Source organism: Edaphobacter sp. HDX4, from assembly GCF_036877565.1.
In the GTDB taxonomy this organism is placed as follows: domain Bacteria; phylum Acidobacteriota; class Terriglobia; order Terriglobales; family Acidobacteriaceae; genus Edaphobacter.
Window position 1 is genome coordinate 90,020 of record NZ_JAEDXW010000021.1, and the last position, 14,328, is coordinate 104,347.

At 58.3% G+C, this 14,328-nt stretch carries 14 protein-coding genes; 8 read left to right on the forward strand and 6 right to left on the reverse strand.

The window, feature by feature from the left end:
- Positions 1-94 precede the first annotated feature (94 nt).
- A complete protein-coding gene (gene trmFO, locus JAO29_RS18310) occupies positions 95-1,474 on the forward strand; it encodes a methylenetetrahydrofolate--tRNA-(uracil(54)-C(5))-methyltransferase (FADH(2)-oxidizing) TrmFO (protein WP_334269721.1) in 1,380 nt (459 codons plus the stop codon).
- Here trmFO and der read toward each other — a convergent pair.
- On the reverse strand, positions 1,471-3,261 hold the full coding sequence (der, locus tag JAO29_RS18315; protein WP_334269708.1) for a ribosome biogenesis GTPase Der: 1,791 nt from the start codon (positions 3,259-3,261) through the stop codon (positions 1,471-1,473). The genes trmFO and der overlap by 4 nt on opposite strands.
- Before the next feature lie 270 nt (positions 3,262-3,531).
- Between der and JAO29_RS18320 the strand changes: the two genes are divergently transcribed.
- The 5 genes from JAO29_RS18320 (at position 3,532) to JAO29_RS18340 (ending at position 7,952) form a co-directional block, all read left to right on the forward strand.
- Positions 3,532-5,436 carry an ATP-dependent DNA helicase gene (locus JAO29_RS18320; protein WP_334269709.1) on the forward strand — a complete coding sequence of 635 codons (1,905 nt, stop codon included), beginning with the start codon at positions 3,532-3,534 and terminating at the stop codon, positions 5,434-5,436.
- Between the two features lie 8 nt (positions 5,437-5,444).
- The gene (locus tag JAO29_RS18325; RefSeq protein ID WP_334269710.1) at positions 5,445-5,690 is read left to right on the forward strand and encodes a hypothetical protein; all 246 of its coding nucleotides are present in this window, start codon (positions 5,445-5,447) and stop codon (positions 5,688-5,690) included.
- A gap of 94 nt (positions 5,691-5,784) precedes the next feature.
- A complete protein-coding gene (gene queD / locus JAO29_RS18330) occupies positions 5,785-6,162 on the forward strand; it encodes a 6-carboxytetrahydropterin synthase QueD (protein WP_334269711.1) in 378 nt (125 codons plus the stop codon).
- Between the two features lie 7 nt (positions 6,163-6,169).
- On the forward strand, positions 6,170-6,853 hold the full coding sequence (locus JAO29_RS18335; RefSeq protein WP_334269712.1) for a 7-carboxy-7-deazaguanine synthase QueE: 684 nt from the start codon (positions 6,170-6,172) through the stop codon (positions 6,851-6,853).
- A gap of 43 nt (positions 6,854-6,896) precedes the next feature.
- A complete protein-coding gene (locus tag JAO29_RS18340) occupies positions 6,897-7,952 on the forward strand; it encodes a purine nucleoside permease (RefSeq protein ID WP_334269713.1) in 1,056 nt (351 codons plus the stop codon).
- Between the two features lie 22 nt (positions 7,953-7,974).
- On the opposite strand, the gene JAO29_RS18345 is transcribed toward JAO29_RS18340, so the two are convergent.
- The 4 genes from JAO29_RS18345 to JAO29_RS18360 form a co-directional block, all read right to left on the reverse strand.
- Entirely contained in the window at positions 7,975-8,436 is a 462-nt protein-coding gene (locus JAO29_RS18345; protein WP_334269714.1) for a DUF1440 domain-containing protein, read from the reverse strand.
- Positions 8,437-8,516: 80 nt separating this feature from the next.
- Positions 8,517-10,031, reverse strand: coding sequence for a monocarboxylate uptake permease MctP (gene mctP / locus JAO29_RS18350; protein ID WP_334269715.1), 1,515 nt, complete (start codon positions 10,029-10,031; stop codon positions 8,517-8,519).
- A 129-nt stretch (positions 10,032-10,160) separates the two neighbouring features.
- On the reverse strand, positions 10,161-10,733 hold the full coding sequence (locus tag JAO29_RS18355; RefSeq protein WP_334269716.1) for a hypothetical protein: 573 nt from the start codon (positions 10,731-10,733) through the stop codon (positions 10,161-10,163).
- 36 nt (positions 10,734-10,769) lie between these two features.
- Complete coding sequence (locus JAO29_RS18360; protein ID WP_334269717.1) at positions 10,770-11,564, reverse strand: enoyl-CoA hydratase/isomerase family protein; 795 nt, start codon at positions 11,562-11,564, stop codon at positions 10,770-10,772.
- 95 nt (positions 11,565-11,659) lie between these two features.
- On the opposite strand from JAO29_RS18360, the gene ribH reads away from it, so the two are divergent.
- Both ribH and nusB read left to right on the forward strand, forming a co-directional pair.
- Positions 11,660-12,547 carry a 6,7-dimethyl-8-ribityllumazine synthase gene (ribH, locus tag JAO29_RS18365; protein WP_334269718.1) on the forward strand — a complete coding sequence of 296 codons (888 nt, stop codon included), beginning with the start codon at positions 11,660-11,662 and terminating at the stop codon, positions 12,545-12,547.
- Positions 12,547-12,969 (forward strand): transcription antitermination factor NusB, encoded by a 423-nt coding sequence (gene nusB / locus JAO29_RS18370; RefSeq protein ID WP_334269719.1) that lies wholly within the window; start codon positions 12,547-12,549, stop codon positions 12,967-12,969. The genes ribH and nusB overlap by 1 nt, the downstream gene beginning before the upstream one ends.
- A 71-nt stretch (positions 12,970-13,040) precedes the next feature.
- Here the strand turns inward: nusB and JAO29_RS18375 are convergent.
- Positions 13,041-14,328: hypothetical protein (locus JAO29_RS18375; RefSeq protein ID WP_334269720.1), on the reverse strand; the 1,288-nt coding region annotated here is incomplete at its 5' end.

Below are 14,328 nucleotides of genomic sequence, written 5' to 3' on the forward strand. Positions count from 1 at the left end.
AAGTTCGCCCATTTCCCCGCCATGAGTGTTGCGATCGGCCTCCTCCTCTAGCGACCCACGCTCCGGTACTCTCATCCGCGAGACAATAGACATGATGAAGAAGATCAAAGTGATCGGCGGAGGCCTTGCTGGCCCGGAAGCTGCCCTGCAGGCGGCGTGGATGGGCTGTGATGTAACCCTGTATGAGATGCGACCGATACGGTCTACTGAGGCTCACCAGACATCTGACTTCGCCGAACTCGTCTGTTCCAACTCTCTGAAGTCCGAAAGCGAAAATTCGGCTCCCTGGCTGTTGAAGCAGGAGATGCGTAGAGCCAACTCCTTTTTGCTAGCTGCGGCGGACGATAGTGCTGTTCCGGCCGGGCATGCTTTGGCAGTCGACCGTGTGGAGTTTTCCGCAAAGGTGGCTGCACTGATTGAGCAGAATCCGCGCATCACGGTCGTTCGAGAAGAGGTTACGAGCCTTGGCGAGCGGGCAGACGAGATTACCGTTCTTGCAACCGGACCGCTTACCTCACCGGCTCTTGTGGCCGAGCTGCAGAGGCTTACCGGATCGCAGCATCTCGCCTTTTACGATTCCATCTCTCCCATCGTCGATGCCAGCACGATCGACATGGATAAGGTCTACTTTGCGGCACGCTGGGACAAAGGAACGGCCGACTACATCAACTGCCCCTTCACCAAGGAAGAGTATGACCGTTTCATCGACGCATTATCGAGCGCCGAGATGGTTCCGGCGAAGGAGTGGGAGCGGATACCAGGTTCCGATGTCTCGGGTGCAGACGCGAAGTACTTTGAGGGCTGTCTCCCGATCGAGGAGATCGCTCGGAGGGGCCGGGACACGCTGCGCTTTGGCCCCATGAAACCCGCGGGCCTGACGAATCCGAAGACGGGACGCTGGCCCTATGCTGTCGTTCAGCTACGCCAGGAGAATCTCCGAGCGGATTCCTACAACCTTGTCGGATTCCAGAATCACCTGAAGTACGGCGAACAGGCTCGTGTGCTTCGCCTGATCCCTGGACTCGAGAACGCGAATTTCTTGCGCTGGGGTCAGATACACCGAAATACCTACATCAACTCCCCTACCGTGCTGACTGAGACTCTCGCACTGCGGGCTCACCCGAACATTCTGATTGCGGGCCAGCTCAGCGGCGTCGAAGGTTACACGGAATCCATTGCCGGAGGCCTGCTTGCCGGCCGTTTCGCTGCGGCGCTGGCGCATGGGCAAACCCCTGTCCCGGCACCGCGTATCAGCGCACACGGGTCTCTGATGCACTACATCACTCATAGCGAAGCCAGGAACTTCCAGCCTGCCAATGTAACGTTCGATCTCCTGCTCCCTCTTGAAGAGGATCTGCGGAAAAAGATCCGGGACAAGAAGGAGCGCCATCGCATCCAGTGTGAGCGGGCCCTCGCGGCCTGGGATCTGTGGCTGCAGGAGACTTCACTCAAGAGAGCGGAGAATGTAGCCTAATCCGCAGCTTTCTTGTTGCGGGCCCGAACCTTGAACCAGATGGGCGAGCCGATAAAGCCGAAGCTTTCGCGAATCTGATTGGCGAGGAAGCGCTCAAAGCCAAAGTGCAGTTTAACGTCTTTATCGGTGAATAGCACGAAGGTTGGCGGAGCCACCGCGGCCTGCGTCATGTAGTAGATCCGGACGCGCTTCGACATAGGAACGGAGGCTCTCTGGAAATCTACGCGCTCCAGAAAACGATTCATGTTCCCGGTGGACACCCGCTTGCGTCGTTCACGAGCCACCAGCTCAACTTTTTTGAAGACCTGATCAACTCCCTTGCCTTCAGCGGCCGAGATAAACAGCAGGGGAGCGTAATCGAGATACTTCAATGCATCCCGGACCTGCTGTTCGTACACCTTCTTGTCGGCAGGCGCTTTGCCGTCGGTTCTTGCTGTCGTGACGGCATCCCATTTATTGACGACGATAATCACGCTCCTGCCGCTCTCGTGGGCGTAGCCGCCGATGTTCGCGTCTAGCGCAGCGACCCCTTCGGTCGCGTCAATCAGGAGGAGAGAGACGTCGGCTGCTTCCAGATGCTTGCGCGCCATGATGACCGACAGCTTCTCGGCCATCAGTTTTGTCTTGCCCTTGCGCCGGATGCCGGCGGTATCGACGAAGCGGAATCTGTGACCTCCTCGCTCGACGACCTCGTCGACTGCGTCGCGGGTAGTTCCGGCGATGGGGGACACGATAGCTCGGCTGGTCCCCGTAAGCGCGTTCAGCAGGGTGGACTTGCCTACGTTTGGGCGACCGATGATGGCAATCTTGGTCTCGCTCTGCTCGTACTCGCCGTGTGTGCGGAGCTTGCGGACCGGAGCGGGACCATCTTCGTCCTCTGCCATCTCATCCTCGGCGGTCAGCATGACATCGGTCGGTTCCTCAGCCACGGTCTCGACAGGTAGAGCAGCGAAGACCTCATCCAGTAAGTCTCCTACCCCGGTTCCGTGCTCGGCTGAGATGGGAAGAACGTTGCGTAGACCGAGACTGCGGAAGTTTTCCGCTCCTGCGAGCAGCTCCGCCGAGTCCATCTTGTTGACAGCAAGAAAGATCGGCTTTCCGCCACGCAGCAGTAGACGCGCCAGTTCGATATCCGGCGCTGCCAACTCGGTGCGGCCGTCGACCACCATGACGATGGCATCGGCTTCAGAGAGAGCGACCTGGGCCTGGCGGAATATCTCACTGGGAATCAGGGCTTCGTCATCGGGAACGACGCCGCCGGTGTCGACTACGCGAACCTGCCTGCCGGCCCACTCAATCTCACCGTAAATGCGATCGCGGGTGATGCCCGGCTCGTCGCCGACGATGGATCGACGCGATCCGGTGAGACGGTTGAAGAGAGTCGATTTGCCGACGTTTGGTCTTCCGCAGACCGCAATCAGGGGAGATTGCGTATGGGGCGCATCCTGGTCAGTGCTGTATCGGGATGCATTGACCTCAGCCTGATGCCAGGCTTGTTGCTCCTCGACTTCATCGGCTTCGGCGCCCGGGCCTACGGGCACCGGTCTAACGCTTACGGGAGGACGCCTCTGATCTCCCCGAAGAGTAACCCGTGCCTCACGCTCCGGCGACTTTCGGGGAACCCTCTTGAGCTTCTCTGCCGCCGCCTTTTTGGAGGCAAGCTGCTTGCGCTTACGAGGATCGACTGCCCCCGTCGTGGGAGCGATTTTGGGAGATCGCCCCTTCTTGGGACGCGTGGTGGCCTGGCGATGCTTTTTCCCGAGCCGTTTTTGATCGTTTTTTGCCACCGGTAAGTTCCAGCTTTCTCCTCGCAGGGGTCGCCAACGAGGTCACTCCAAAATCGCCACTCAGCAAGCGGCGGAACGCAACCTGTCTATTATAGAAACCAGCAAGCTCTTTGCTGCTTCTTCGCCTTGTCCGCGCCTACGTCCATCCCGATTTTGCCTCCGCCACTCCAACCCGGCGAGAGGCTGCCGTCACTGCATGAGTTCTTTGCGCCGGGTGGAATTCTTTCCCGTTCGTCGCTGGCCTTTGAGCACCGACGGGGTCAGTACGAGATGGCGCGTGCCGTGGAGAAGGCATTTGAAGACAAGCGTCACCTGATTGTGGAGGCCGGTACAGGAACAGGCAAGACGCTGGCGTACCTGGTTCCCGCACTACGCAAGGCTCGGGAGCATCAGCAAAGAATCATTATCTCCACGGGAACAAAGAACCTGCAGGAGCAGCTCTTCTTCAAAGACGTCCCGTTTCTGGAATCGCTACTGGGTCCACTGAAGGTCTGTTACATGAAGGGCCGTGGGAACTATCTCTGCCGGCACAAACTGTATGCACTGCGTGACAATCCGCTGCTCAATGGACTTGAAGAGATCGAACAGTTTCATCAGATCGCCGCGTGGGAGAAGACGACGGAGACCGGAGATCGGGCGGAGATTGATGTTTTGCCCGAGACCTCTGCGCTCTGGCACAAGATCGACGCCCGCACGGAAGCCTGCCTTGGGCAGAGTTGCCCCGACTGGGAGCGCTGTTTTATCACCGCAATGCGGCGCAAGGCTCTCGAGTCGGACATCGTCATTGTGAACCATCACCTCTTCTTTGCTGATCTCAGCATCAAGCAACAGGCGGGAAACGCTCCGGATGCAGGTATTTTGCCGGAAGCGGTGGCGGTGGTCTTCGATGAAGCCCACGAACTGGAAGAGGTCGCCTCCAACTACTTCGGGATCGGTCTGAGCACCCAGCGCGTGGATGAACTCGTGCGCGATGTCGAGATCATGCTGCGAGCCAAGCAGGCGTCCACTTCTGCGATCGAGAGCGCTTGCTCCAGCTTGCAAAGCCGTTCGAAGATGTTCTTCTCGGCCCTTCCGGACGATACGCGTGGACCGGGTCGGATGCCGTTTTTGCATCGTGCGGACTTCCTTGAGGAGAGCGGCGATTACTACACTTCTACGCTGAACGCTCTGACCCGGCTGGAGGGTGAGCTGGAGCGGGTAAAGAACGTGGAAGAGTCCGCAGGGCTGCGCAAAAGGGCCGCCGATATCCGTGCTCATCTTGCCTTTCTGCTGGAATCGACGGATCACAATACGGTCTTCTGGATTGAGCGTCGTGCCACCGGTGGCGTGCGCAGTCTTGCACGGGGCTATGGCAATACGGCTTTCAATACGCATCTGCAGGCCACGCCGATCGACGTGTCGGAGCTGTTGTCCACTGCTCTCTTCGACAGCTACTCGACCGTGGTGCTGACTTCGGCGACCCTGACAGTCTCGGGTGGTTTCGAACATATACGTAAGCGCTTAGGACTGGTCACAGCCCGCGAGCTGATTGTGCCATCGCACTTCCAGTATGAGCGGCAGGCGCTGCTTTATCTTCCTCCTACGATGCCAGACCCTCGGGAGCCGGACTTTACCGACCGAGCTGCGGAGCGCATCCGTCGAGTGCTCGAGATCACCCGCGGCCGTGCGTTCTGCCTGTTTACCAGCTACAGCCAGATGAGGACGATCTACGAGCGCATGCTGGCGGAACTGCCGTTTCCTTTACTGTTGCACGGAAGTGCGCCGCGCCATGTTCTCCTGCAGCAGTTCCGCGACACTCCGAACGCGGTTTTGTTCGGTACCTCGAGCTTCTGGCAGGGCGTGGACGTACAGGGGGAACAGCTAAGCTGCGTCATAATTGACCGGCTTCCGTTTGCTGTTCCCACTGATCCCGTGGTGGAGGCGCGAATGCGCGCGATTGAAGAGTCGGGCGGCAAGCCATTCTTTGATTACCAGATTCCGAATGCGGTCATAACGTTGAAGCAGGGCTTTGGCCGGCTGATCCGTTCGCTGGAGGACCGTGGGGTTCTGATGCTTCTCGATCCCCGCATTCAGCGCCAGCGCTACGGCCGCATCTTCCTTGACAGTCTGCCCCCGTACAGGCGAACGGATGACATCAGCGATGTCGAACGATTCTTCGAGCGAGCCGTAGAATAGAGGAATCGATGGGACGCAATCTCTATATCCTCGCTGCGACGCTCTTTGCGCTCGCACTTATCTCCTGCGGAGTGGCCTACACCAATATTGCGCAGCAGCCAGGATCGCCGGGAGATATCTCCCTGTGGCGGACGATGGGACTTGCTCTGCTGGTGCTTGCGTTGATCGTCGCCCTGGGAGGCATTCTTTCCTCCTTGTTCGAGCAGGCGGAGAGGCGAGCCGAGGAGGATCGCCTGCGCAGGCGTAAACCCTGACCGTGGCGAAACCGGTACAATAAGTGCAGGCTGAGGCTTGCGCCCTTTTCTTCCTTCATCATTGCGCAGCCCGCTGAAAGGTATCGGAAAGACCATGTTTGAAGTGACTGTAGAAGCTGGATTCTCCTCCGGCCACTACCTCCGCAACTATCGCGGCAAGTGCGAGAATCCGCACGGCCACAACTATCGCGTCTTTGTCACGCTGATCGGCGAAGAGTTGGACGAAGCCGGTCTGCTTCTTGATTTCAAGTTACTGAAGCAGGTAATGCGGCCTGTCGTGGATTATCTCGATCACCAGATGATCAATGACCTCGAACCCTTCACCACTGTCAATCCGTCCGCTGAGAATCTGGCCCGCTACTTCTATCAGGAGACGACCAAGCAGCTTCGGGACATGACCGAGGGCCGGGTACGAGTAAAAGATTGCACCCTGTACGAGACCGATACCAGCTTCGCACGCTTCTACGAGTAACTGAATCATGCACCTTATAGAGCTCTACAAGTCTGTGCAGGGAGAGTCATCCTTCGCCGGAGTGCCGTGTATCTTCGTACGATTGGCGGGATGTAACCTGCGCTGCGCGTGGTGCGACTCCGAGTACACCTTCACAGGCGGTAAGCCCTTTACTCAGGATGAGATCGTCAGCGAAATCGAAGCGCTGGCTCCCTGCAGGCTCATTGAGTTCACGGGGGGCGAGCCCATGCTGCAGGCGCGTGAACTTATCCCGCTGATGGAGCGGCTTCTGGCACAGGACTACACCCTGATGATCGAGACCTCCGGGGAACGCCCCCTCGACGAGGTTCCGAAGGCAGTTCACAAGATTGTGGATGTGAAGTGTCCAGGAGCCGGCGCTGCTGCGAACACCTTTCGCATGCAGAATCTCGACACCCTTACGAAGAACGACGAGGTCAAGTTCGTCATCTCCGATCGGGCGGACTACGAGTTCGCACGAACTTTTATTCGCGAGCACGCTTTGGAGACAAAAGCGGGACACATTCTGATTTCCCCGGCGTTCCAGAAGATTCCGAGCCCGATCCGTACTGCTGACAATATGGCTCTTGATCCGCGAAAACTGGTTGAATGGATGCTCGAGGACGGTTTGCCTGCGCGCCTCTCGCTGCAAATCCACAAGTTCATCTGGGAGCCCCAAAAGAAGGGCGTCTAATTCGAGGTAGCACCAGTGCGATCAGCCTGAGTTAAGATCAGGTATGCGACCGCTTTTTCCCCTCCTTTCGTTGTTTGTGGCGACGTGTGTCTTCGCTCAGACTCCTCAGAAGGCCATCGAAGTGAAAGTAGTTGTAGTGAATATGTTCGAGGTGGGGGCCGACACGGGCGATGCTCCTGGCGAATACCAGTACTGGGTGGAACGTGAGCACCTGGACAAGGTGTTTCCCCTCCCGGAGGGATACCACGACGTCCGCATGAACGAAGACGGTGTACTTGGGGTGGTAACCGGAGTTGGTACAGCTCGGGCTGCAGCTACGATCATGGCTTTAGGCCATGATCCCCGGTTCGATCTCACCCACGCTTACTTTGTGATCGCCGGTATCGCTGGAATCGATCCGCACATGGGTTCGCTTGGTTCTGCCGTCTGGGCCGATTACGTCGTCGACGGCGACCTCGCTCACGAGATTGACGCCCGGGAGATACCGAACGACTGGAAGACCGGTTATGTTCCTTTGGGGAAGTCCGTTCCTTACGAACAGCCTAGGCAGGCAAGGTTCGGGGATGATGGGAACGTCTATCAGTTAAATCCCGCTTTATTGGATTGGGCGTTCGGTCTGACAAAGGGCATCAAGCTCGAGGACAACGCAGGGATGAAGGAGAGGAGGCTGCAGTTTGCGCCTGCGGCTGCCCAGCGTCCGCCATTTGTTTTGCGAGGAGGGAATCTCTCCGCCTCCACTTTCTGGCACGGCAAGCTGATGAGTCAGTGGGCACACGATTGGGTCAGCTATCAGACTGACGGAAAAAGCACCTACGCAGTCTGCGGTATGGAAGATACCGGGACGTTGCAGTCGCTTACGTGGCTGGCCAGAGCGGGTAAGGTCGACATTCACCGCGTCCTGGTCCTGCGTACGGCATCGAACTACGATCAGCAACGAGAGGGCGCCACGGCAGCCGAGAGCCTGGCCGAGACCAAGATCAGGCAGTACAGCGCGTACATGCCATCTCTGGATACGGCTTATCGCGTTGGACATGTAGTGGTCGATGCTCTGGTCGCGGACTGGAGCAAGACCAAAGACCATATCCCTGGCCAGCAGTGAAGCTTTATTCAGCAGCCAAGGATCAGTCGATCATTCTGCGAACAATCCGGCGAACGGTCTCCGTGACCACCCCATAGACGACGTTTGAAGCGAGCTCGCTGTTACGTTCGCGAGAAGTTCGCGCCTCGGCTTTGGCAGCGAGTCCAATGGCCGCCAGCCTCGTATCATGGCTCAGAGCAACAAGGGCCATTCCGAAGCTTGCTCCCTGTTTGGATGTTGCAGAAGGGTAATACTCCGCCACCGCGCCGTAGGCTGCTCCCGCCACCGCTCCGAACCCCCAATGATTCCCGAGCGCGTCTGATCTTCGCACCATGGCGAGGGGTCCCCTGGCAGCAATTTGGACAGGAGCGGCTGCAGGCTCCAATTCGCCGTGCAATTTCGGAGGGTAGAGTCTCTCAACAGCCGACTTCGCGGCAGTGGCGGCGATGCCGCCAAGCAATCCGGCGATGGCACCCTTGATGATGGACCTCGAACGTGTGCTCACAATGGTCTCCTTGGCAGATCGGTTCCGCTAGTAGGATGCTCGTTTCAGGGGTATCGCAACGAAGGCATGATCGAGAATGTTCAACCTACGTAGGCGGCTGCGTCGGTCGAATCGGACCCCGAGTTCAGTCCAACGGTACGAAAGAGAAGAGTCAAAAGCACCGAGATCGCCAGATTCAGCAGCAACGCTGGAACAGCGGCATACATGGCCCATGTCCCGCCAAGCCAGGCGGGCAGGTGCAAGGGATAGACTGAGCTCTTGAGGTGCAGAGACGCAGCCATAGCGGTGCCAGAGGTCATCCCCACAGCCCACCCGGCGAGTAGCGCCCAGGGGTGGAACCATCGTGTAAAAACTCCGACGACGATGGAAGGAACGAGCTGGCACATCCAGATCCCGCCGAGTAACTGCATCTCAATCGCATACGGCGTTGGGAGATAGAGAACAAAGATAAGTGCGCCAAACTTGACCACCAGGGAGACAATCTTCGCCATGGCGGACTCTTCGCTGGGGAGCATTCTCCGCGAGACAAGCGCTCCATACAGATTGCGGGTAAAGAGATTGGATGCCGCGATTGACATGATTGCCGCGGGAACGAGGGCTCCTATGGCAATGGCTGCAAGGCAGAAGCCTGCGAACCACTCTGGGAACGATCGCATGAACAGCAGGGGTACAGCCGAGCTTGTATCGGGAGCTTTAACACCCGCCGCGAGCGCGAGATACCCAAGCAGGGCGACCAGGCCAAGCAGAAAGCTGTAAGCCGGTAGCATCGCCGCATTGCGCCGGACTACGTTCGCGTTGTTGGCAGACAGAACTGCCGTGGCCGTGTGGGGGTAAAGCATCAGTGCGAGGGCGGAACCGATTGCGAGCGTGGAATATCCCAGAAACTGGCCAGGTTTGAGGAAGATGGTGGCTGCAGGAGTGTGTGTGGCCAGTGCCTGGTTGGCCAGCTGAAAGACGCGGGCATAGCCGCCGAGCTTGATCGGGATAATGATGATTGCAGCCAGCACCATGACGTAAAGCATCAGGTCCTTGACGATCGCGATCACCGCGGGCGCCCGCAGACCGCTCGAGTACGTATAGGCTGCAAGGATGATGAATGCGGCTGCGAGCGGCCACTCCCCGTGCAGTCCCATGGCGGCGATCACCACCTTCATACCCACCAGTTGAAGCGCGATGTAGGGCATCAGCGCCAACACTCCGGTGATCGCGATCGCTATCGTGAGCCAGCGATTTCCATAACGGCCATTGACGAAGTCGGCGAAGGTAACGTACCCATGTCGATGGCAGACGCGCCAGAGACGGGGCAGCACTACCATCATGTATGGATAGGCGATGACAGCGTAGGGTACGGCGAAGAAGCCTACGGCTCCGGCACCATAGAGAGCTGCTGGTACGGCAATGACCGTGTATGCAGTGTAGAGATCGCCGCCGATCAGAAACCAGGTGATCCAGGTGCCAAAACTGCGGCCGGCGAGTCCCCACTCTTCAAGCGAGGCAATGCCTGAGGCTGGACGACGCCAGCGTGCTGCCCAGAACCCTGCCAGGGTGACCAGCAAAAAGAAGAGGCAGAACACAGCCAGCGCGATTGGATGCAATCAGCAGTTCTCCGAATGGATTTGGAATAACAGCATCCTATCTCATCAGGAGCACATGCACTAAGAAGACGGGGGGCTGGAAGCTTTCCAGCGGAAGCTGTCGTCGAGAGCATTCCGCTTTGGATCGAGCTACAAACCTCGCCCGTTGTCGTTCCACTCGTAGGCAACCACCCCGAGATCTCCCAGGGTCTTAAACACCATCTCCACGTTGCGGCGGATCTGCGGCCTGGCGTTGACCGGCACTTCATGGGCCTCTTCGACGGCGACAACGCGACCGTAGGGCCACGCGTTCTCGGGAATGGCATTCAAAGCCGTAGGAAGATCGTTAAGGCGTACATCAAGATTGCGTCGGCGAGCGTTGACAGGCCGGAGCAGGCCACCGACACCCAGCGGGCTGGTGTTCGCGTCTGCAATCAGAACATGAAGAGTTACCATGCCACCCTGAACCGTAAGGTAGGGGTTCTGCCATTCGGTCAGGCTTCGGACGGCCATATAACGGCTCTTGGTAGGTGGAGGGATCAGCTCCATCTGTTGCCGAGCGGCATCGAGTACGTCCCGCCGTTGTTCTGGGAGCATGGGGGCAGCGGCTGAACCGGAATTGCTTTTGCAACCGGCTAGCACAAGCGGAAGAGTGAGGGCGCTGGCAAGGACGATCGCGCAACGGGATCGTCCGATGAAGATGGACATATCAGTTATCAGCATATCAAGATTTTCGGGCCATTTCCTGACGCCTTCCGGCTAACTGCCAGTCCATTGAGGCGGGCGCTTTTCGAGGAAGGCCCGCGTACCTTCGATCTTGTCTTTTGTATCGCAAAGGTGACCGAAGATGGTGCTTTCCAGTCGTAAAGCGGACTCCAGGCCGCGGTCCGCACCTTCGTAGACGGCCTGAATACAGGCGGATACGGCCAGTGGAGCAACGGCCAGAATGGACCGGGCGAGTTCTTTTCCCCGAGCCATAAGCTCGGCCGGTTCCACAACCTCATCGACCAGCCGGAGTCGCAGAGCCTCGCTGGCGTCGATCCGCTGACCGGTTAACAGAAGCTTCAACGCTGCAGATGAGCCAATCAGGCGCGGAAGGCGCTGGGTACCGCCATAGCCGGGAATCAGTCCGAGGCGGACCTCTGGCTGGCCGAACTCGGCGCTGCTGGAGGCAAGTCGTAAAGTGCAGGCGAGGGCAAGCTCACAACCGCCTCCAAGTGCATAGCCATTGATCAGGGCGATCACGGGCTTACCGCAGGTCTCAATCTGACGGAAGACACCTTGTCCTCGGTGGGACAGATCCTGGCCCAGGGAACATCCGATGCCAGCCAACTCGTTGATGTCGGCTCCAGCGGCAAAGGCCTTTTCTCCGGCCCCGGTAAGAAGAATGACGCGGACCGCCGGGTCATCCTCCAACTGCGCGAAGATCTCTTTGAGGTCAGTGAAGACCTGACCGTTCAAAGCGTTGAGAACCTGCGGTCTGTTCAACGTCACAACTGCAATCTGATCCTCGATCTCACAGGCCAGCGTTTCGAACGGAAGAGTCTGGGACATAAGATCTCCTTCTGCGAGTTATGGACCCATTTGACTCCTTCGACGCACCCGCAGAGGCGAAGGATCCTTTGTACGACAACGATACAATCTAACTCATGATCAAAGGAATGACGCTGGTTCGTGAGGTGGCCTCCGCCGAAGCTCTCGATAAGTTCGGGCGGCTTATGCTGGACCTCGGTTTCGAACAAGGGAAGGGCTGGGAGGATGAAAATGGGCGCGGACTAGCCTTACTTGCGCCGCTCGGGAATCTGGAGTTAGTCACGGGCCGAGCCCCCTCCGTTCCGCCCATTCTGATCGAAGTGACTGGTCTCGATGCTGTTCATGCGGCTGTAGAAAAGTGGATGCTGGCCAACTACCGCACCGAGGAGGTTGCAGCGCTGCTGACGAAGCCGGAGCTGACCCACTGGAACAGCCGTCTCTTCACTGTCAGTTTGAAGGACGGGGCTTCTGACGGCCTGTCACTCGGCTTCTGGCAATCAGAAAACCCCCTGCACGGCAAACCTGCAGCGATCGAGGGAGACCTATCAGCGCAGGGCATGCGTTTTGCTATCGTGACCGCACGCTGGAACGCTGTCATCACGGATCGTCTGCTCCAGGGCTCGCTCGACGCCTTGTACCGGAGCGGGGCAGGCAGGACAGATGTAGAGATGGTGCGGGTGCCTGGCGCATGGGAGATCCCCTCTGCCGCGCGGAAGCTGGCCGAGACGAAGAGATTCGATGCGATCATTACGTTGGGCTGCCTGCTGCGCGGCGAAACCGCCCACTATGAGGCAATTTACAACGAGGTTGCTCGTGGAATTGGCCAGTCGCAACAGGAGACCGGAATCCCCCACGCCTTTGGCGTACTGACCTGCGAGACGCTGGAGCAGGCATTGGATCGCGCTGGGGTCAAGGCAGGCAACAAAGGGTTCGAGGCTGCCGTTGCGGCGATCGAGATGGTTTCCATCCAGCAGAAGCTCCGCAGGCCACAGGAAGGAAAGTAATGGGAACACGACGCAAGTCCCGGGAATTAGCCATGCAGATGCTCTTCCAGGGAGACCTTGGCAAACATACGCCGGAACAGGTCGCAAAGCTCTTCTGGGATTCACGCGATGATGTGGACGACGACACACGGGCCTTCGCTGAAGACATATATCGGGTGGCCACCACGAAGCAGCCGGAGATTGACAAGCTGATTGAGGCTCATGCCCAGAACTGGCGACTCGAGCGGATGGCTGTTGTCGACCGGAATCTGCTCCGCGCCGCCGTTGCGGAGATGATGGGGAGCCCCAACACTCCCGCTGCTATCGTCATCAATGAGTCGCTCGAGGTTGCCAGGCGCTATGCCGCACCAGAGTCCATCCACTTCCTCAACGGCGTTCTGGACGCCATCGCCCGGGACCTGCTGAAGCAGCGACTGGGCTGACTATTATTGATCGCACAGAAGCAAAGCCCTCTCAAAGAGGGCTTTGCTTCTGTGCTCCGAAAATGCGTCGCCTAGGACGTCGCCTTCCGTGGGTGCTGGACCAGCAGGTTTGGCGTAACGATGGTGGAAGGATCGTCGCTGTTGTTGATGTACAGCGGCAGCTTGGGGCTGATGACCTTGGTCGGATCGTCAGCGAGCGTTTTCGTGTTGATGAGATGGACTTTGTTATCGCCTGAGGTTCCAATGTAGAGCGTCAGGTCATCCGAACTGATCGTTCCTGCAACGGGCGCCGTGGCTCCCGTGAGGTTGATCTGAGTCACTGTTCCGTTGGCAGGTGAATATGCGGGAAGCGAACCACTGCCCGTGTAGGTGACAAACGCAAGGTTCGAGTTCGACGTTGGGATCACGCCCGTGATCTTGGTCGGAGTAACGCCGAGCGGATAGGTGTTCAGGGCCCCCCGGAACTGGGTGAAGTAGTCCGGTGCCACTACCGTTGGGCAGGGGCCCGTCCTTGCAGAGCCACTGGTTGGATTGTTGGGATCTCCGGCTGGCGGTGGTGGAGGAAGCGGATTGTTGAACGCGAGATCGGACAGCGTTCCGCCGTTGCTCGCGGTCGCTCCAACGACGTGCTTGCCGTCATTGGTTGCCAGCAATCGATCGGTCGTAATCGTTTCGGTATCAGCCAGAGGATAGAAGTCGTTTCCAGTGACCTGTTGGTTGGCACCCGTTCCGGTGATGGTAGTGCTGGCGCAGTAGCTGCGGCCCGTAGTCGGAGAGCCGGCGAGATAGGCTCCTACGCTTGGAATTGTGATCGCGACATCTGTCGCTGGATTGGGCAGCGTGATCTGCGACCAGCCGGTGAAGCTCGAGTGGACCAGAAGCTGGTTGGTTGGAGTGATCTTATCCGGATTCGTAGGATCACTCGGATCCGGCGTTCCCAGAGTGATGTAGACAGTCTGGTTGTCTGGAGTGAACTGGGCGTGGGTCGCAACGCCGCCGTAATTCGAGGTAGCCGTAGTCGTGGTTGTCGTTCCGGTTCCCGTGGTGGTGGTGGTGGTGGTGCTTCCCGAGGCCGTCGCGTAGAGGTAGATCAGCTGCTTCCGGGGATCAGAGATGACCAGTGAGCCGCCATCCGGTGAGATAGCCAGCACCTGCCCGGCTACTGATGCATCTTCGCGAGTCAGGCTGTTTGTGGATGCACTGAAGATCATTAACTCCGTCGGCGTTCCCATATAAATCGAGCTACCGTCATTCGACATCACCATCGAGTTTGGAGCGTAGGGAAGCCGCACCGATGTTCCTAGGGCCGGATTCGTGAAGTCGACCGGAAGAATATAACGGGACTGCGTGCTGCCGATC